General features: G+C 66.3%; 15 protein-coding genes, 1 tRNA gene and 1 pseudogene. 8 read left to right on the top strand and 9 right to left on the bottom strand.

The window, feature by feature from the left end:
- Window positions 1-29: 29 nt before the first annotated feature.
- Together ACIBH2_RS25865 and ACIBH2_RS25860 are read right to left on the bottom strand one after the other, a co-directional pair.
- Window positions 30-1,226 (bottom strand): erythromycin esterase family protein, encoded by a 1,197-nt coding sequence (locus ACIBH2_RS25865; protein WP_397121916.1) that lies wholly within the window; start codon window positions 1,224-1,226, stop codon window positions 30-32.
- A 54-nt stretch (window positions 1,227-1,280) separates the two neighbouring features.
- Entirely contained in the window at window positions 1,281-3,758 is a 2,478-nt protein-coding gene (locus tag ACIBH2_RS25860; RefSeq protein WP_397121914.1) for a molybdopterin-dependent oxidoreductase, read from the bottom strand.
- Window positions 3,759-3,919: 161 nt separating this feature from the next.
- On the opposite strand from ACIBH2_RS25860, the gene ACIBH2_RS25855 reads away from it, so the two are divergent.
- Both ACIBH2_RS25855 and ACIBH2_RS25850 read left to right on the top strand, forming a co-directional pair.
- On the top strand, window positions 3,920-4,444 hold the full coding sequence (locus ACIBH2_RS25855) for a hypothetical protein (protein WP_397121912.1): 525 nt from the start codon (window positions 3,920-3,922) through the stop codon (window positions 4,442-4,444).
- A gap of 128 nt (window positions 4,445-4,572) precedes the next feature.
- A complete protein-coding gene (locus ACIBH2_RS25850; RefSeq protein ID WP_397121910.1) occupies window positions 4,573-5,454 on the top strand; it encodes an alpha/beta hydrolase family esterase in 882 nt (293 codons plus the stop codon).
- A gap of 26 nt (window positions 5,455-5,480) precedes the next feature.
- Here ACIBH2_RS25850 and ACIBH2_RS25845 read toward each other — a convergent pair whose 3' ends face one another.
- A complete protein-coding gene (locus ACIBH2_RS25845; protein WP_397121908.1) occupies window positions 5,481-5,861 on the bottom strand; it encodes a nuclear transport factor 2 family protein in 381 nt (126 codons plus the stop codon).
- 87 nt (window positions 5,862-5,948) lie between these two features.
- On the opposite strand from ACIBH2_RS25845, the gene ACIBH2_RS25840 reads away from it, so the two are divergent.
- Window positions 5,949-6,737: a helix-turn-helix domain-containing protein gene (locus tag ACIBH2_RS25840; RefSeq protein ID WP_397121906.1), complete on the top strand. Its 789-nt coding sequence runs from the start codon at window positions 5,949-5,951 to the stop codon at window positions 6,735-6,737.
- Window positions 6,738-6,837: 100 nt separating this feature from the next.
- Window positions 6,838-7,926, top strand: a complete 1,089-nt coding sequence (locus ACIBH2_RS25835) for a saccharopine dehydrogenase family protein (protein WP_397121904.1) — start codon at window positions 6,838-6,840, stop codon at window positions 7,924-7,926.
- A gap of 7 nt (window positions 7,927-7,933) precedes the next feature.
- Here ACIBH2_RS25835 and ACIBH2_RS25830 read toward each other — a convergent pair whose 3' ends face one another.
- The gene (locus ACIBH2_RS25830; RefSeq protein ID WP_397121902.1) at window positions 7,934-8,878 is read right to left on the bottom strand and encodes a LysR family transcriptional regulator; all 945 of its coding nucleotides are present in this window, start codon (window positions 8,876-8,878) and stop codon (window positions 7,934-7,936) included.
- Between the two features lie 67 nt (window positions 8,879-8,945).
- On the opposite strand from ACIBH2_RS25830, the gene ACIBH2_RS25825 reads away from it, so the two are divergent.
- Window positions 8,946-9,557 carry a TetR/AcrR family transcriptional regulator gene (locus ACIBH2_RS25825; protein WP_397121900.1) on the top strand — a complete coding sequence of 204 codons (612 nt, stop codon included), beginning with the start codon at window positions 8,946-8,948 and terminating at the stop codon, window positions 9,555-9,557.
- A gap of 72 nt (window positions 9,558-9,629) precedes the next feature.
- On the opposite strand, the gene ACIBH2_RS25820 is transcribed toward ACIBH2_RS25825, so the two are convergent.
- From ACIBH2_RS25820 to ACIBH2_RS25810, 3 genes and pseudogenes are all read right to left on the bottom strand, one after another.
- A complete protein-coding gene (locus ACIBH2_RS25820; protein WP_397121898.1) occupies window positions 9,630-9,818 on the bottom strand; it encodes a carboxymuconolactone decarboxylase family protein in 189 nt (62 codons plus the stop codon).
- Between the two features lie 64 nt (window positions 9,819-9,882).
- Window positions 9,883-10,233 (bottom strand): annotated as a pseudogene (locus ACIBH2_RS25815) (winged helix-turn-helix transcriptional regulator).
- A gap of 295 nt (window positions 10,234-10,528) precedes the next feature.
- Complete coding sequence (locus ACIBH2_RS25810) at window positions 10,529-12,688, bottom strand: catalase (protein ID WP_397121896.1); 2,160 nt, start codon at window positions 12,686-12,688, stop codon at window positions 10,529-10,531.
- Between the two features lie 290 nt (window positions 12,689-12,978).
- On the opposite strand from ACIBH2_RS25810, the gene ACIBH2_RS25805 reads away from it, so the two are divergent.
- The 3 genes from ACIBH2_RS25805 to ACIBH2_RS25795 all read left to right on the top strand — a co-directional run bounded on the left by ACIBH2_RS25805 (window position 12,979) and on the right by ACIBH2_RS25795 (window position 14,857).
- Window positions 12,979-13,644, top strand: a complete 666-nt coding sequence (locus ACIBH2_RS25805; protein ID WP_397121894.1) for a type IV toxin-antitoxin system AbiEi family antitoxin — start codon at window positions 12,979-12,981, stop codon at window positions 13,642-13,644.
- On the top strand, window positions 13,625-14,383 hold the full coding sequence (locus tag ACIBH2_RS25800; RefSeq protein WP_397121892.1) for a nucleotidyl transferase AbiEii/AbiGii toxin family protein: 759 nt from the start codon (window positions 13,625-13,627) through the stop codon (window positions 14,381-14,383). The genes ACIBH2_RS25805 and ACIBH2_RS25800 overlap by 20 nt, the downstream gene beginning before the upstream one ends.
- Before the next feature lie 144 nt (window positions 14,384-14,527).
- The gene (locus ACIBH2_RS25795) at window positions 14,528-14,857 is read left to right on the top strand and encodes a hypothetical protein (protein WP_397121890.1); all 330 of its coding nucleotides are present in this window, start codon (window positions 14,528-14,530) and stop codon (window positions 14,855-14,857) included.
- A 194-nt stretch (window positions 14,858-15,051) separates the two neighbouring features.
- Here the strand turns inward: ACIBH2_RS25795 and ACIBH2_RS25790 are convergent.
- Together ACIBH2_RS25790 and ACIBH2_RS25785 are read right to left on the bottom strand one after the other, a co-directional pair.
- A tRNA-Arg gene (locus tag ACIBH2_RS25790) sits at window positions 15,052-15,124 on the bottom strand.
- A gap of 41 nt (window positions 15,125-15,165) precedes the next feature.
- Window positions 15,166-16,101, bottom strand: a complete 936-nt coding sequence (locus tag ACIBH2_RS25785) for a methyltransferase domain-containing protein (RefSeq protein ID WP_397121888.1) — start codon at window positions 16,099-16,101, stop codon at window positions 15,166-15,168.
- Between the last annotated feature and the right edge of the window lie 24 nt (window positions 16,102-16,125).

Here is a 16,125-nt window from a genome sequence, read left to right as displayed (position 1 = left end):
CTTCTCCGGGTGCGGGCGGCTCGCGGCCGCTAGTCGAGCCACCGCAGCGGCGTGGCCTCGCGAATGTGGACGAGCACGTCGAAGGCGGCGGCGATGGCGGGGACGTCGAGGTGCGCCTTGTGGTCTTCGGCGGGGTCGTAGACGCCGCTGATGACACGGAACTTGCCGGGACCGTCGAGCCAGGCTCGGACGGATTCCGGTGCGGGAGAGCGCAGATCGACGTAGTGGGCGGGAGCGTCGATCGTGCCGAGGAGGGCGTCGACATGATCCGCGCCGGGCTCGGGGACGACGGTGATGTCCAGATCGCCGTGGTGGAAACCGATGGCGACCGAGGCATAGCCGGTGCCGAGGGCGGCGCGCAGGCGGGAGCCGGGGCTGCGGAACAGTGCGTCGCCGTAGCCCATGTCGACGGCCGCGGTATGGGCGATGCCATCCCGGTAGACGATCTTGGCTCCGGTGCGTCGCCGGTGGTCGGCGATGCGGTTCGCGGCCGTCTCCTCCTCGTCGTCGCGGGCGAAGCTGCCGCGTCCGGCCACGCTGTTCTCGTGGAAGTCGAGAATCAGGCGGGCGTGGTCGAGGGCGCTCGCCTGGCTCGGGGTCGCGGGGAGGGTCTCGAGCAGGGCGAGCGCATCGCGGGCGTGTTCGGCGAAGGGGCGTCCGGGGTGAACGCCGTTGTGGCGCTGGACGTGTTCGTCCACCCGGTGGGCGGTGCGGATGGTCTCGAGATGGGTTGTCAGCGCGGCCAGGTGCTCCGGTGCCTCAGCCTGGGCGTAGCTCAGCACCGCGTCGTAATCCGATTCCTCGGCATGCGGCGCTTGCACCCCGAACACCTGCACCGGATCGTCGGGGTGGGCGGCGTTGAAGCCGCGAATCCAGTCGAGGGTGTCCGCCAATTCCCTTGTGCGCAAGGGCCGCCAGGCTCCGGCGAGGGCTTCCTCGGCGGTGCCGTCGCCGCCGAGCACGTACCGGTTCATGCGGTCGCCGGAGCGAGCGCCGTCTTGGAGCGCGAGCGTCCGGAATCCGTGCCGCCGCACCAGCCCGCGGAAAATGCCTTCCGCCACGCCGTAGGTCTGCACCGAGAAGCGTGTCGATTCGCCGAGTCCGACCACGGTGGCCGCCGCGAGGCTGTCGGTCAGCGGCCCGGGGTCGGCGTCGGTCGGGGTGAGCGGGTGGGCATTGGTGCGCAGCCAATCCCGGACGGCTGGGGCGGGGAGTGTGTTCGTCATGTCTTCGACGCTAGGAAACCGGCCACCCCCGTCGCCTCTGTCGAATGACCGGGTTCACTCGGCGGGTACCGGGACCTCGATACGCGCCGGGACGTACTTGTGCCACGGCGTCCCCGCGATGGGATCGCGGTGGTGCAGGGAGGTCAGTTCATTGGGGGCCACGCCCGCGACGCGGCCATTGTCCTCGGTGCCGAGACCGTTGGGCAGGGTGATGTGGCCGGGGCGCACGGTATCGGTCACCTCCACGGCGGTGAGCGCGCTGCCCGCCTCGGTGACCACGCGCACGCGATCGCCGGTGGTGACGCCGAGTTCGCGGGCGTCCTCGGGATTGACGCGCAGCGCGCCCTCGCCGTCGCGGCGTCGCCAGCCCGCGTCGCGGAAGATGGTGTTGGCGGTGAACGAGCGGCGCTCACCGGCGGCCAGGACGAACGGGTACTCGCCGTCGGTTCGGACCGGAGTCTCGGCCAGGCCGGTGAAAACCTCCAGCAGTTCCGGGATTTCGATGGTCATGCGCCGATCAGGGCGGCGCACATAGTTCCAGGTGTCGGGCCATTCGTCGACGGTGAAGGTGACGCCGGAGCGGCCGTGCAGGATGGCGTCGAAGAGTTGCTCGCCCGCCGCCAGCCCCGGCCCGCGGAATCCGGCGCGGGCGACACCGTCGGGATTGCCGAGGGCGCACAGGTGCGCCGCGCCCCAGAGCACCGCCGCCGCGCGCAGCTGCTTCGGCAGAGTCGGACCGAGGGTCTCGTACAGCACATAGGGTGCCAGGCGCATGAGGCCCGGATCGGCGGCCACGGCGCTGAAGAAGGCCAGTGCGAAGGCATTTCGCCCGGCACGGGCGGCGGTGCGCAGGCGCGCCACGGTGGTTTCCGGCACCACGCGCAGGGCCGTGATGAGTCGGGAATAGATCTCGGGTTCGGTCAGAGTGCCTGGCAGCGGCTCCAGTACGGGCGCGCGCAGATGGAAAGTGTTGTGCGGGAACTCGAAATTGAAGAAGGTCGCCTCGCACTTCTCGAACTGGCTGGCGGCGGGCAGCACGTAATCGGCGTGCTTGGCCGTCTCAGTGAACGCCACATCCACCACGACCACCAGGTCCAGGGCATCGAGTGCCGCGCGGAAGCTCTTCGAATCGGCAAGGGAGTGCGCGGGATTCACGCTGTCGATCCACATGGCCCGGAAACGGTCCGGATGATCGGTGAGGATCTCCTCGGCGATCGAGTTGCACGGCACCAGTCCGGCGATGATGCGGGCTCCGGTCACCGGGGTGCGGCGCGCGCCGCCGGGCTGACTGACGCCGATACCGCCCATGCCGCCCGCCAGCGGTGCGAGGGCGGTGACGAGCTTCCCCGCGCCGAGATCGGCGAGGCCGCGGCTCACGGGTTGGGCGGCCAGCGCGGCGACGGCGGCCGAGAGCGCGCTCGCGCCGAGAGGTACGGCGCGCATCGCGGCCGAGGTTACGGCCTTGCGCGCCTTGGCCATTGCCGACGGCCGCCGGGTGCCGCCCGAGCGCACGGGTGCCGCGCTGCCCGCGACGGCGGCCAGCACCGAATGCAGCGCCATGGTGCCGGGTTTGGCGAAATTGCCGGTCAGGATCCACAGCAGTTTGTTGAGGTAGGACGAGAGCGTGCTGTGCGGGGCCTGCTGAATGCCCAGATCCTCGAAGGTGGCGACGGATTCGCCGGTGCCGATGGCGCGCGCGGCCGCGCGGATCAATTCCTCGTCGACTCCGCACCGGCGCGAGAAATCCGCGATGTCAACGGTTTTCAGCGCCGCCACCACCGTCTCGGAGCCGGAGGTGTGCGCGGCCAGGAAGTCGTGGTCGAGCAGATCCTCCTCGACCAGTACACCCAGGAGCGCGGCCAGGCAGTAGGCGTCCGTGCCCGGCCGCACCTGGAGATGGATGTCGGCGAGTTCGGCCGTCTCGGTGCGGCGCGGGTCGATCACGATCATGGTGCGGTTCGGGTCGGCCGCGATCTGGCGCAGCACCGGCCGCGCCCGAGGGAAACCGTGTGACTGCCAAGGATTCTTGCCGATGAACACCGCCACCTGCGCGTGTTCGAAATCGCCTTTGGTGTGCCCGCCGTAGAGCTTGCCGTCCACCCACATCTCGCCGGTCTTCTCCTGCGCCAGCGCGTTCGAGTAGTACCGCGCCCCGAGCGCCGCCTGTAGCGCCGTCGCGTAGCTGCCACCCAGGTGATTGCCCTGACCGCCGCCGCCATAGAAGAAGATCTTGTCCCCGCCGTGCGTATCGCGGACGGCCGCGAGGCGGGTGGCGATCTCGGAAATCGCGGTATCCCAGTCGATTTCGGTGTAGCTGCCGTCGGGCTCGCGGCGTAGCGGGCTGGTGAGCCGGTGGGGATAGCTCTGGTAGTAGTCCAGCCGCAGCGCCTTCTCGCAGGTGTATCCGGCGGAGCCGACATGGTCCTTGTCGCCGCGAATACGCGCCAGCCGACGTCCCTGGACCTCGATCTCCAAGCCGCAGTTGCACTCGCAGAGAATGCACGCCGACTTCTGCGCCGGGGTGGAGGTCATGGCGGGCTCCTTCGATGCGGGGTGATCCTACGTAGACGCATGATTGCAGTAGAACGATCGGTATACAAGCCCGCTGTTCGGGAGAGGCCGTGTCGTGAGGACGTTTGCCCCGCTCGGGGCGTGATACTTCGAAGATCACGGTCCGAGATGAGGAGTTCGATATGAGACGCACTGTCCTGGGCGCGGCCATCGCCGTCTTCGCGGGCGCGGGTCTGGCGATCGGCACACCCGCCAGCGCCGATCCCGGCGAGCCGTGCCAGCTCGGCTGGTCGAATGTGGGGCCGCGGACCTGCGCCAAGACCGACTTCAACCTCAGCCCGGTGCTGACGGTCGGCAACGGGGTGTGCGCCGGGATCCTCCAGGCCGGTGGAACCTCGTTCGACGGACCGCTCTACGAGTACTCCGAAGCGCCGGGAGCCACGCACTCGGTGGTCTTGCGCATTACGCAGGGCTTCTCACCGATCGGCGAATGGGGACCGCAGCTGCTCGCCTGCGATGTGACGGCGGTCGTGGACTGGCGCAATCTCGATACCGGTCAAACGGGCAGCGTGAGTCGATTCGTCCCCGCCTGGCAGCGGTCGACACCGGCGATCGTGCTCGCCGATACCGGCCCCGGGCGAGTCCAGCTCACCCTGCGGACCGATCGGCCGAACATTCCGGCGTCGACCGAGGTGTTCGTGCCGTAACCGATACCGGTGTCGAAACCGTTACGAACGGTACATAGCTCTGTTACCTTCCGTCCTGAAAGCAATTGAGGGACAGGTGATTCGAGTTGTCACTACGTAGGAAACGCATAACCGCATTGTTGCTCGGGTTGGTCGCGGCGGCGGCCTTGGTCAGTGCTGGCGGGCCCGCCGCGGCCGATGAGCCCGACGGCGGCCAATACACCTTGGACGAGACCCTCGGCGATCAGGAATTGGCTGCGCCGCAAGCGGGTTGCTCCACCGCCGCTACCGGTCGGCGCGTTCCGGTGGACATCGGCGACCGGCGGTATCTCGTGTACGTTCCCGCCGGATTGTCAGGAGCGGCACCGTTGGTGGTCATGGTGCACGGAGGCTATAGCTCGCCCGATCTCATTGCGGACGAAACCGGCTTCGACGGATATGCCGACAGCAAGAAGTTCATCGTCGCGTATCCCCAGGGGCCCAAGCCGGAAGGCAGCGGGTACGGCGGCTGGGATTACAGCAAAGGCTCCGCCGACGTGACCTTCCTGCGCAATGTGGTCAGCACTGTTTCCGGCCGATACTGCGTGAACCCGAAGCGGGTGCATTTCGTCGGCCATTCCAATGGCGGTCAGATGACCTCACGCATGGCGTGTGATTCGGCGCTTCTGGTGGCCTCGGCCGCGACGTACGCCTCCTATTTCCCGGACGGGTACAACTGCGCGCCCGCCCGGGATATCTCCTTCGGCGTGATGCTCGCCGCCAACGATCCGCTGACCTGGCAGTTCGGTGCCGAAACCAACCGTGACATGTGGCGCGATCGCAACGGATGCGGTGCCAAGACCAGTGAATCCGGCTACCAGGTGAAAAACGGCGAAAGCTACGCCTGCCAAACCGGTTCCGAGGTCGTCTACCGCGTGTACAACGACCAACCGAAGGATGCCCACCTGTGGCCCAAGCTCGATGATCGCCCGCAAATGAACGCCGACATCTTCAACCGCATGTGGAAACTGTTCGTGGACAACCAGCTCTGATCCACCACTCCCGCGGCCGCGTTCGGTCAGAACATTCCGTGCGGAATCTGCGCGGCCGCGGGAACCGGCTGGACGACATCCCAGTGTTCGACGATCTTTCCGTCCACCAACCGCCAGATGTCGACCACCGCCATATCCGGCCGCCCATCGGAGGGCGCCATCCGATAGTGCAGCACCACGTACTCCGCGTCGGCGATCACCCGCACCAGCTCCAATCGCGCCGACGCCACCGGGGCCTGGGCTATGAAGTCGATGAAAGCGTCTCTGCCCGAGGGATTTCCCGGGCTGTGTTCGATGAAGTCGTCGTGCAGTAGGGTGCGCAGCACCTCGATATGACCCGCCGCGAATTCGGTGAATCCGCGCAGGATCAGTTCTTTGTTCCGGGTAGCCGTATCGGTGTTCGTCATACCGACGAGACTGGCCAACGCGCCGCGGTGCTGTCGATTACATGGCATGTAATGGCCGCCGCCCGGTCCGGCTCGCATACTGGCCCGATGGACCTTCCGATCGGCGCGCTGCTGCGGGAATGGCGGCAACGCCGCAAACTCAGTCAGCTCGATCTGGCCATCGCAGCCGAGGTCTCGTCGCGCCACATCAGCTTCGTCGAGACCGGCCGCACCATACCCAGCCGCGCCATGGTCCTGCATCTCGCCGAACATCTCGATATCCCACTGGGAGAACGCAATCGGCTGCTCATGGCCGCGGGCCACGCTCCCGAGTTCTCGCGCCGAGAATGGGACGACCCCGCCCTGGCTCCCGCCCGCGACGCGGTGGCCCGCGTACTGCGGTTGCACGAGCCCTATCCGGCCCTGGCGGTCGATCGCCGCTGGAATCTGGTGCAGGCCAACGACTGCGTGCGGGTCTTCTTCGACGAGGTGGACCCCGCCCTGCTCGAGCCGCCCATCAACATGATGCGACTCGGCCTGCACCCCAAGGGTTTCGCGAACCGATTGACCAACCTCGCCCAGGTCCGCTCCTTCCTGCTGCCCCGCCTGTCCCGTCAGGTGACCGCCACCGGCGACCCGGAACTCGCGGCCCTGCACCAGGAGCTCTCGTCCTACAGCGAACCGCCGGACGCGCGCACCCCCGAACCCGACCCGCCCGCCATCCTCCTCCCGATCCGCCTCACCCACGCCGACGTCGAGCTCGCCCTCTTCAGCACCATCACCACCTTCGGCACGGCCTTCGACCTCACCCTCGACGAGATCGCGGTGGAGGCCTACTTCCCGGCGGACGAGACGACCGCCGCCCACCTCCGCAGGATCGCAAGATTAAGAAGGTGAAGGACTATCCATCTCAATGCCTGGCGTGTTAGACATACCCGCGAGTGGCTACGACATGGTTGTGGCATGTCCGTGGCGATCGCAGAAGAGCAGGTGAGTTGTGCCGAAGATCGTACTGTTCGGGGCGACCGGGTACACCGGACGTCTGACCGCCGAAGCCCTTGTCGCTCAGGGTGAGTCGCCTGTGCTGGTCGGGCGTGACGCCGCCGCCCTGGAGAAACTCGCCGCCGACTTGGGCGGTCCTCCCACCGCGGTCGCCGATGTCGCGAAGCCCGCGTCGTTGCGCGCGCTGCTCGAGCGCGGCGATGTCCTGGTGACCACGGTGGGCCCGTTCCTGCGCTACGGCGAACCCGCGCTGTCCGCGGCCATCTCCGCCGGTGCGCACTACATCGATTCGACCGGCGAAGGTCCGTTCATCAGCACCGTCTTCAAGCGTGACGGCCAAGCCCGCGCCGCTGGCTCCGCGCTGCTGACCGCGTTCGGATTCGATTACGTACCAGGCAATCTGGCCGCCGCCCTCGCCCTGCGCGAAGCCCCCGCCGCCACCCGCGTCGACGTCGGCTATTTCATGCAAGGCCCCAGCACCAGCGGCGGCACCCGCGCCTCCGTGGCCGGGATGCTCTTCGAACAGGGCTTCGCGCTGCGCGACGGCAAGGTCACGCCCGAACCCGCCGGGGCGCACGTACGCGACTTCGACGTCGTCGGAAAGACCCGCACGGGCGTATCCGTCCCCGGCTCCGAGCATTTCGCGCTGACCCGCTCCCACCCGACCCTCCGCACGGTCGACGTCTACCTCGGCCTGCCCCCCGCCGCGGCCCGCGGCCTCCAGATCGGTTCGCGACTGGCCGCGCTCGCGGGCCAGCTACCCCCGCTCAGACATGGCCTCGAAGCCCTCCTCGAACGAACCATCAAGGGCTCCACCGGCGGCCCCGACGCCCGAGCCCGAGCCCGAACCCGCGGCTGGGTCGTCGCCCAAGCCTCCAACAACTCCGAAAACCCCCTGGCCACAGTAACTCTCGCAGGCGGCGACCCCTACACCTTCACCGCCGACATCATGGCCTGGGCAGCACACGCAGCCCTGAACGGCGGCCTCCTCGACACCGGCGCACTGGGCCCGGTCGACGCCTTCGGTCTGGACACGCTGAACGACGCCGTCACCGCCAGCGGGTGGCAACGACACGAGGGGTGAAGCGCATTCATCGGACTGCGGAGAAGGACGCGGCAACCCGCTGCGCGGTCTGGGCGAAGGCCAGCACTTTGGCGGACGCTGTTTCCGCGCGCCAGAACAATCCGTACTCGAAGGGCGGAAGGTCGTCGAACGGGATGTAGACCAGGTTGGGGCGCGGGTAGTAGCGAGTCCCCTGCGCGGCGGCAATGGTAATGCCCTCGCCCGCGGCGACCAGTGCGAGAAGTTCCTGCCAGTAGGTGGTGGTGGACACGTGCCGGATTGGCCTGCCGCTCGCCGTGCTGACCGGGAAGTGCCGATCGATGAAATAGCCTGGCATTCCCTCGATCATCAGCAGGTGCTCGTCGGCGAGGTCTTCCAGGGAAACCGTCTCGCGCTGGGCCAGGCGGTGCTCGCTCGACATCGCGAGCACCACCGGATCGCGCAGCAGGACTGGGCCGCAGACGATCTCGGGCTCGTCGACTGGTAGTTCGATGAACTGGATATCGATTTCGCCGTTGCGCAGAGGATTGATGCGGTCCGACAGATGCACCTCGCGAATTTGGATCTCGCAGTTGGGATGTGTCGTACGGAACGCTTCGACGACCGTCATCAGCAGTTCGCTGGCCAGCGGGCTGGAGAATCCAACGCGCAGAACGCCGCCGAGTCCGCGGGCCGAATCAGTGACCCGGGCCAACGCCTCGAGCACGCCACGGTGGTGCGGATCGAGCTCCTCGCGCAGTTGCCGCCCGAAGGAGGTCAACACCACCTGGCGGCTGGTGCGCTCGAACAGCGGTGCGCCGACGCGGCGTTCCAATGCCTTGATCATCTGACTCACCCGGGGGCCCGAGACATGTAATCGCTCGGCGGTCCGACCGAAGTGCAATTCCTCTGCCAGCGTCAGAAACGTCTCCAGCTCCTGCCAATTCATCGGAGCCTCCATCCTAGGCGGCACGGACCGTTCCGTGCCGCCCAAAGTCTGCGCCAACCAGCACATCTCGTCAAGACGGAACGGGCCGTATCGCCTGGGTTATGCTCGATGAATGCCATCCCGCCGCCCCGAGCGTCGCAACGAGGAATCCGCCAAGGCCATCGTTCGAGCCGCCTTGGATCTGTGCCGGGAGGTTGGCTACGACAAGCTCGGCATCGAGGGTATCGCGGCCCGTGCCGGGGTCGGCAAGAACACCATTTACCGTTGGTGGCCGTCGAAATCCGCAATTCTGCTCGACGGGCTGCTCTCCGCGATGACATCGGCGCAGAGCGACTTTCCCGATACCGGAGATGTGGTCGCCGACTTCAAAACCCAGATCGTCGCCGCGTGCGAAACCCTCACCCGTCCCGATACCGCCCCCCACTACGCCGCGCTGATCGGTGCGGCCCAGCAAGATGCCGAACTCGCCAACGCCATGTGGGAGCGCCTACTCAGTCATTTGGTGGCCGCCGCTGTCGACCGTATTCGGCATGCGCAGCGGCAGGGTCAGATCCGTTCGGACCTGGACCCCGACCTCATTGTCGAATTGCTGTACGGCCCAATCTATTACGGCTGGCTGATCCGGCACAGCCCGCCGGGTCGGGAACATATCCACACGACCGTCGACACCGTATTCGCCGGAGTCGCGGCATCTTCCGCCGAAGCTCGCTCCGGTAACGGATGAGGGCCGCCAGGGTGGGTGCGATGTCCTGCGGCGGCTGCGGATTCATTCGCCGGACGCGCCGACGTGCGAGATCTATTCCGGCGGCGACACTCTCGCGGTCAGGCACATTTCTTGCGTCTCGCCCACGCGCAGGGCTTCTTTGGAACGCTGAGCGAGGAAGTACGCGCAACCGTTGAGCTGTGCCACCCGAATACGCGCCGATTCACGCAGCCGATCGTCGGTGAGTACACGTGCCGGAATCAGTGTGTGCGCACCGGACAAGCGGGAACAATGGCGAAGTTCTCAACCGTCGATGAGGCGTGCTTAGCGAACGAGCGGACGGTTTTCAGGCCACCGATTCGGTATGGGCGGCGTCCCACCGGTTGCGTGCGGCCGTCACCGCGGGCCGGTGCCGGGCGGACCACTCCGCCACCACTTCGAGCACGGGCAGCAAGCTGCGCCCCATGGGTGTCAACGCGTACTCGACCCGCACCGGGACGGTGGGGTAGGCGGTCCGACTGATCAACCCATCCCGTTCGAGCCTGCGCAACGTCACCTAGAGCATCCGTTGGGAGATCCCCGGCACGCTCCGATACAGGTGCTGGAACCGGCATGCACCACCGGTGAGTTCGGTGATCACCAAAACCACCCATTTGCCACCGATTCCATCGAGGAAATCCTGGATATCGGCCGTCACCTGGTGTCGCTCCCTCCGAACGAATCGTCCGGCACCCGGAACCCGGTCAGCGGAGTCACCGATCCCGAGAGCGTCGACCCTGCGAGTCCGGTAGTGCCGCACAGCGGCGAACCGCACCAGCCCACCCCCGAACGCGCAGAACGACACCGCCGCAAGACAGAGTCCCCGAATCATCATCGCCCATCCCTCACATCGGATACTCGAACAAGCTTCGGGCAGTGCGCGAGTCGGAACAACGACGAACTACTCATCCTTCGGTAAGTCGCGTTTACCGATGGCGGGGGTGGTGCGGCCGTCAGACCGGGAATTCCGCTGCCCGGGCCCAGACACGATGTTCGGGGAGTAAGGCGGCAAGTGCCTCGAAAGCTGCGCCGATGCTGGCGGCGGGCTGGACTCCGGCGGACTTCTCGGCAATCCCGGCGGCGGCGATCGCGTCCTCGCCGTCGGGCGTGTAGGCGATGGCTTTGAGATGCCGGTGGGCTTCTTGCAGCAGTATGTGCAGCCGCGGGTCCGCGACGGTACTGGTGATCAGCAGGGCGTCGAATTCGATGGAGCGGGCGGTGTCGAGTGTGCGGGCGATTTTGACCGCCTTTGTGCGCGAACCCAATTCGCCGCCGGTGGGAGCGATCACCAACGGCGTCATGGATTCGCCCGCGATGGTGTCGATGGTGGTGGCGAGTTCGCCGGGGTCGGTGTCGGCAGTGGCGAAGACGCCGATGATGCGGCCGTCGCACGGCCAGGTGCTGCCGAGTTGGGAGAGCGCTGGGGATGCGGTGACCGGCTTTTTCTCGACCGGCTTTCCGGTGAGCGTGATACCCAGTCCGGCAGCCACGGTTTGGGCGAGTTGTTCGTCGATCTCGCGCAGCACGGTGACGGCACGTTCCTTGATCGCCTGCTCGTAGCATTTGCCGAGCTCGAAGGTGTAGGCCTTGGCCACGTGTGCTTGTTCGATATCGCTGAGGCTGGCGTAGAACAGCCGGGCGGAGCTGAAGTGGTCGTCGAAAGTGGCCGCGGCATCACGGATCTTGGTTCCCTCCACGACCTCGGGGAACTCGATCTGCACCGACTCCTTGGACCCGGCGATGAACGGGCAGCCGCCGTCGAGACTGTTCGGCCGATAGGGCGCGACACCGGAATGCACCGCGGTCTGATGCATGCCGTCGCGCAGCATGTCGTTGATCTCGGCGTGCGGGCGGTTGATGGGCAGCTGAGCGAAATTGGGTCCGCCGAGGCGGGTGATCTGGGTGTCGATATAGGAGAACAGCCGCCCCTGCAACAGCGGATCATTGGTGACATCGATGCCCCGCACCAAATGCCCCGGGTGGAAGGCGACCTGTTCGGTCTGGCTGAAGTAGTTGGTGGGATTGGCCTCGAGCGTCATGGTGCCGATGATCTGCACCGGTGCCAGCTCTTCGGGGACCAACTTGGTGGGGTCGAGCAGATCGATGCCCTCGAACATCTGCTCCGGGGTGTCGGGAAACACCTGAATTCCCAGATCCCATTGGGGGAATGCCCCGGACTCGATGGCATCGGCGAGATCGCGTCGGTGCATGTCCGGATCGACGCCCGCGGCGATCTGGGCTTCTTCCCACAGCAGCGAGTGCACGCCGAGTTTCGGCTTCCAATGGAACTTCACCAGTACCGTCTCACCCTTGCCATTGATGAGCCGGAAGGTGTGAACGCCGAACCCCTCCATCATCCGATACGACCGTGGAATCCCGCGATCGGACATGTTCCACAGCGTGTGTGCCGTCGCCTCGGTATGCAGCGTGACGAAATCCCAGAAGGTGTCGTGCGCGCTCTGAGCCTGCGGGATCTCACGATCCGGATGCGGTTTACCGGCGTGGATGATGTCGGGGAATTTGATGCCGTCCTGGATGAAGAACACCGGGATGTTGTTGCCGACGAGATCGAAAACGCCTTCCTCGGTGTAGAACTTGGTGGCGAACCCGCGCGTGTCACGCACGGTGTCCGCCGAGCCGCGCGATCCCAGGACGGTGGAGAAGCGCACGAATACCGGCGTCTGCACGCCCTTCGCGAAAAGCCCCGCGCAACAGATTTTCTCCGCCGCACCGTTGCCCACGAACGTGCCGTGCGCCGCCGCACCCCGCGCATGAACCACCCGCTCAGGAATCCGCTCATGATCGAAGTGCGTGATCTTCTCCCGCAGATGATGGTCCTGCAGCAGAACAGGCCCGCGCGGACCGGCCTTCAGTGAATGATCGGTGTCACTGGGCCGAGCGCCCTGCGCGGTCGTGAGATAAGCACCCCGCTGACCCACCGCCTCCTGCGGTACACCGGTATCGGTCCCGGTGGGCGTGACGGTGGTCGGCCCGGTCTGATCCGGTTTCGGTGGCAGCGGATCGTGCGGCTTGGTCGGTTCCTTCTCCGTCGCCGGTGCGCTGGAGGGTGCACCGGGTAGAACGAACCGCTTGTTCGCGCGCCGTGTAGCCATCGAATACCTCCGGTGAGACGAGTCCGAACCAGACGGCTGGCGAATGCCCCACAACATCGACCGCAAACCTCGGCTACGACCTGCGCGCGAGGTGCCCCTGATCCTGGCGGCCTAAGCCGATTTCGTCCTGAGTTGCGGCAAGCGCTAGGAGGTCATAAACCGGTCCGACGGCGCGGGGGCGCGCAGGAGTCCCGTAGCCGTGTATCGCCGATCGGCAGGGTTCAAAGCTAGCCGTCCAGTAGTATGCATTTCGTTGGTTAATAGCCAACAAAATGCATACTCTCAGGGAGGTGGTGCTTGTGGCTGGGCGTCGCAGCACCTTGTTGCCCAGTGAACTCTGGCGGGCACCGCTTCGGACCGTGCGGCCGCAGGACCTGGCCGACATCTACGCTCAACCGCGGCCCGAGGTCGCGCGGCTTGTCGATCAAGGTGTGCTGCACCGCGTTGCTCACGGCTACTACATCATCGTCCCGCCGGACTACGTCGGCCGAACCTGGCTGCCTGGGCTCGAGGCAGCCGCCGCAGGTATTGCATCGTCGATTTACGGCCCGGATCAGGCGATTGTCATGGGCATCAGCGCAGCGCGCATGTTGGGAGCCGTACCTCGTGCGCTGGCGACGGCGGTGATCGCGGTTCCGAGCCAACATCGGCCGATCACACTGACAGACCGCTCGGCGCAGGTTCGTTTCGTCCGTCGTGATACCGACGCACTTGACGCTGAGCGCGTCGAAACGCCGCTGGGCCCAGCGCTGGCCACTACTCCGGAACAGACCGTGCTCGATCTTGCCCGTCGCCCGGAGCTGGGAAATGCCGAGGCGGAGGTTCGTTCGGCGATCGCGACGCTCTACCGCGGTAGCGATTCGTCGAGACTTATACAGCTCGCTGCAGATCAGCGTTTGGGCGCGGCACTTCGACGTGTGGAAGGTTGGGTCGGGCATGAGTTTCGGCGAACGTGACAGTGTTGCAGTGCAATTCGGAGTTGCCCCGGAGCAGGTCGAACGCGACCATCTGATCTCCCATCTGCTAGCGGCGATCAGTCGCGGGTTCGGTGATCGGGTGCACTTCATTGGCGGAACTGCTCTTGCCCGTACGCATCTGGTGAGTGGCAGGCTCAGCGAGGACATCGATCTGGTGGCGTTGGGCAACCGGAGGATGCTCGCGGCCGAACTGGACGCTGCTTTGCCGCGATCTGTCGCGCGGAGCTACGGCAGGTTGGAATGGGCGCCGTCGCTGAGTGACGTCCCGGATACTGGGGCCGCCAATCTTCGCTCCGCATCCGGTGTGTTCGTCAAGATCCAGTTGCTGTCGGCCCAGGGCCGAGCGGTGTGGCCGACCGAACTCCGCGGTCTCGAGCAGCGATACGGCGATGTGTCACCGGCCGAGCTGCTCGTACCGACTTTGTCGGCCTTTGCGGCAGGCAAGACTGCGACATGGCACGATCGGCGGGCATCGCGCGACCTCTGGGATCTTTGGGCGCTGAGCGGTATCGGGGCGATCGACGGTGCTGCGGGAGCGCTGTACCGCAGGTACGGTCCGACCAACCGGCTCCCCACCTCGCAGCTGTTCGATCATGCGCCGGATGAAGATGACTGGAACACGCAATTGGCTGGGCAGACACGGTTAGTGATCTCTGCCGAGACAGCGCTGGCCGCGGTTCGAGATGCCTGGGAGCGTGTTGCGCAGGGATTGGCGTAGCCTGAGCCGGGCCGAGGATATTGAGACCGGTCGCTCACCATGAGCCGCAACATGATTCGGCCCTATGTGAAGAGGCCCTCGGAACCGGCTCCATGTTGTTCAGAAACGTCGGCTGGGAAGGGCGCTTCCCTCGATGATAGGCAGATGGGCAAGAACCCGGCGCGGCTGAACCAGAAGCAAGTCGACGTCCTCGAGTGGATCCTTGATGAGTGTCCCGAGGGTGTCTTCACCGGTTATGAGCACCGTGCAACCGCGCGAGCCCTCGAAACCCGTGGTCTCGTCACTATCAGTGGGAAGGGGCGTACCTGGGCGGCAGCGATCACTGACGCCGGCCGGAAGTGGCTTGCGGCCCCACCAGCGGAAGTACTGCCTGATGAGTCGGACGCGGACCGACTGATCGTTCAAGTCCAGGAGGCGGGCGGACGTCTTGTGCTCCCGGTTCACGAGAAATCCATTGCTGCGCTGACCCATTGAGACCACACCGCTGACTGGGCGGTTCGGACCGGCTGCTGAGCCCCTCCGAAAAAGGTGCTCTGAGCTGCGACGCTAGCTGACAGCAACCCCCTTGGATGCGAACCTGCGACACGCGACCTGCGGTTTCTTGGTCGCGCAGATCTGCCTGCGAATCGGAACCACTGCCTGACCTGGGCGAATGATGGTTCCGGAAGTGCCCTCGGCAGGATTCGAACCTGCGACACCCGCTTTAGGAGAGCGGTGCTCTATCCCCTGAGCTACGAGGGCTGGGCCGGGGCCGCGGTGGGCGGCTTGGGACGTCGGGGAGTCTACCGGGTTGGGGGGCTGGGGACAGTATCGACGTGTTTGGGGTGGTGGTCTAGTTGTTTCTTGGTGGCGGTGGCGATGATGTAGTCGAGGTGGGGGGACCAGGTCAGGACTGCTGGGCGGGAGAAGGTGGCTCGGAGGAGGGGGTTGACTCGGCGCATGTCGGGGGAGCGGAGGCGCTTGTCGAGGTAGTGGGCCAGGGGGCGGTAGACGTCGTCGCGGATGGAGTAGGCGGTGACGGTGGTGAAACCGGCGGCGGTGAGGGCTTGGCGGTAGTGGTGGATGTCGAAGGGGGCGGGGGTGAGGCGGCGGAGGAGGGGGTGGGTGCCGAGGGGGCGGGGGATTATGTCGGCGGTGACGAGGGTGCCGCCGGGGCGGAGGATGCGGTACGCCTCGGCGAAGAAGCTTGGGTAGGAAGGGAAGTGGAAGGCCGATTCCAGGGCGGTGACCTTGGTGCAGGACTCGTCGGCGCGGGGGAGGTCGACGGCCGAGCCGAAGTGGAAGTGGACGCGGTCGGCGAGGCCGAGGTCGGCGGCGCGGCGGTTGGCGATGGCTATCTGCTCTTCGGCGATGTTCATGCCGATGATCTCGCGGGGGCCGAACTCGGTGGCCCAGAGGAAATCCTGGTCGCCGTAGCCGCAGCCGACGTCGACCTGGATATCGTCCGGGCCGAGGTTGGCCTCCCGGGCCACCAGGCGGGCCAGTGCGCGGCTGGCCTCGTCCAGGGTGCGTGGATTGTCGCGCCAGTAGCCGAGATTGATGAACAGCGAATCCTCGCCGAAGAGGTTGTGCGGGCCGACCACGTCGTAGACGCGGCCCGCGCGTCGACCGGGCGGCAGCAGGGGGACCTTGGCCCATTCGTAGCATTCGCGGGCCCAGCGGCGCGTGCGCTCGGGACCGGTCTCGACCGGGAGTCCGGCGGTGGTCGGAGTTGGCATCGGCCCTCACCCGTCTCAGGCAAT

It is taken from the genome of Nocardia sp. NPDC050406, from assembly GCF_044459025.1.
In the GTDB taxonomy this organism is placed as follows: Bacteria; Actinomycetota; Actinomycetes; order Mycobacteriales; family Mycobacteriaceae; genus Nocardia.
This window is presented reverse-complemented; position numbering and strand designations above follow the sequence as displayed.

What these genes read in the sequence shown, in the direction of transcription:
- ACIBH2_RS25865 (WP_397121916.1), bottom strand. Translation starts at nt 1,226, where the DNA reads ATGACGAACACACTCCCCGCCCCAGCCGTCCGGGATTGGCTGCGCACC.
- ACIBH2_RS25860 (WP_397121914.1), bottom strand. Translation starts at nt 3,758, where the DNA reads ATGACCTCCACCCCGGCGCAGAAGTCGGCGTGCATTCTCTGCGAGTGC.
- ACIBH2_RS25855 (WP_397121912.1), top strand. Translation starts at nt 3,920, where the DNA reads ATGAGACGCACTGTCCTGGGCGCGGCCATCGCCGTCTTCGCGGGCGCG.
- ACIBH2_RS25845 (WP_397121908.1), bottom strand. Translation starts at nt 5,861, where the DNA reads ATGACGAACACCGATACGGCTACCCGGAACAAAGAACTGATCCTGCGC.
- ACIBH2_RS25840 (WP_397121906.1), top strand. Translation starts at nt 5,949, where the DNA reads ATGGACCTTCCGATCGGCGCGCTGCTGCGGGAATGGCGGCAACGCCGC.
- ACIBH2_RS25825 (WP_397121900.1), top strand. Translation starts at nt 8,946, where the DNA reads ATGCCATCCCGCCGCCCCGAGCGTCGCAACGAGGAATCCGCCAAGGCC.
- ACIBH2_RS25810 (WP_397121896.1), bottom strand. Translation starts at nt 12,688, where the DNA reads ATGGCTACACGGCGCGCGAACAAGCGGTTCGTTCTACCCGGTGCACCC.
- ACIBH2_RS25800 (WP_397121892.1), top strand. Translation starts at nt 13,625, where the DNA reads ATGAGTTTCGGCGAACGTGACAGTGTTGCAGTGCAATTCGGAGTTGCC.
- ACIBH2_RS25795 (WP_397121890.1), top strand. Translation starts at nt 14,528, where the DNA reads ATGGGCAAGAACCCGGCGCGGCTGAACCAGAAGCAAGTCGACGTCCTC.
- ACIBH2_RS25785 (WP_397121888.1), bottom strand. Translation starts at nt 16,101, where the DNA reads ATGCCAACTCCGACCACCGCCGGACTCCCGGTCGAGACCGGTCCCGAG.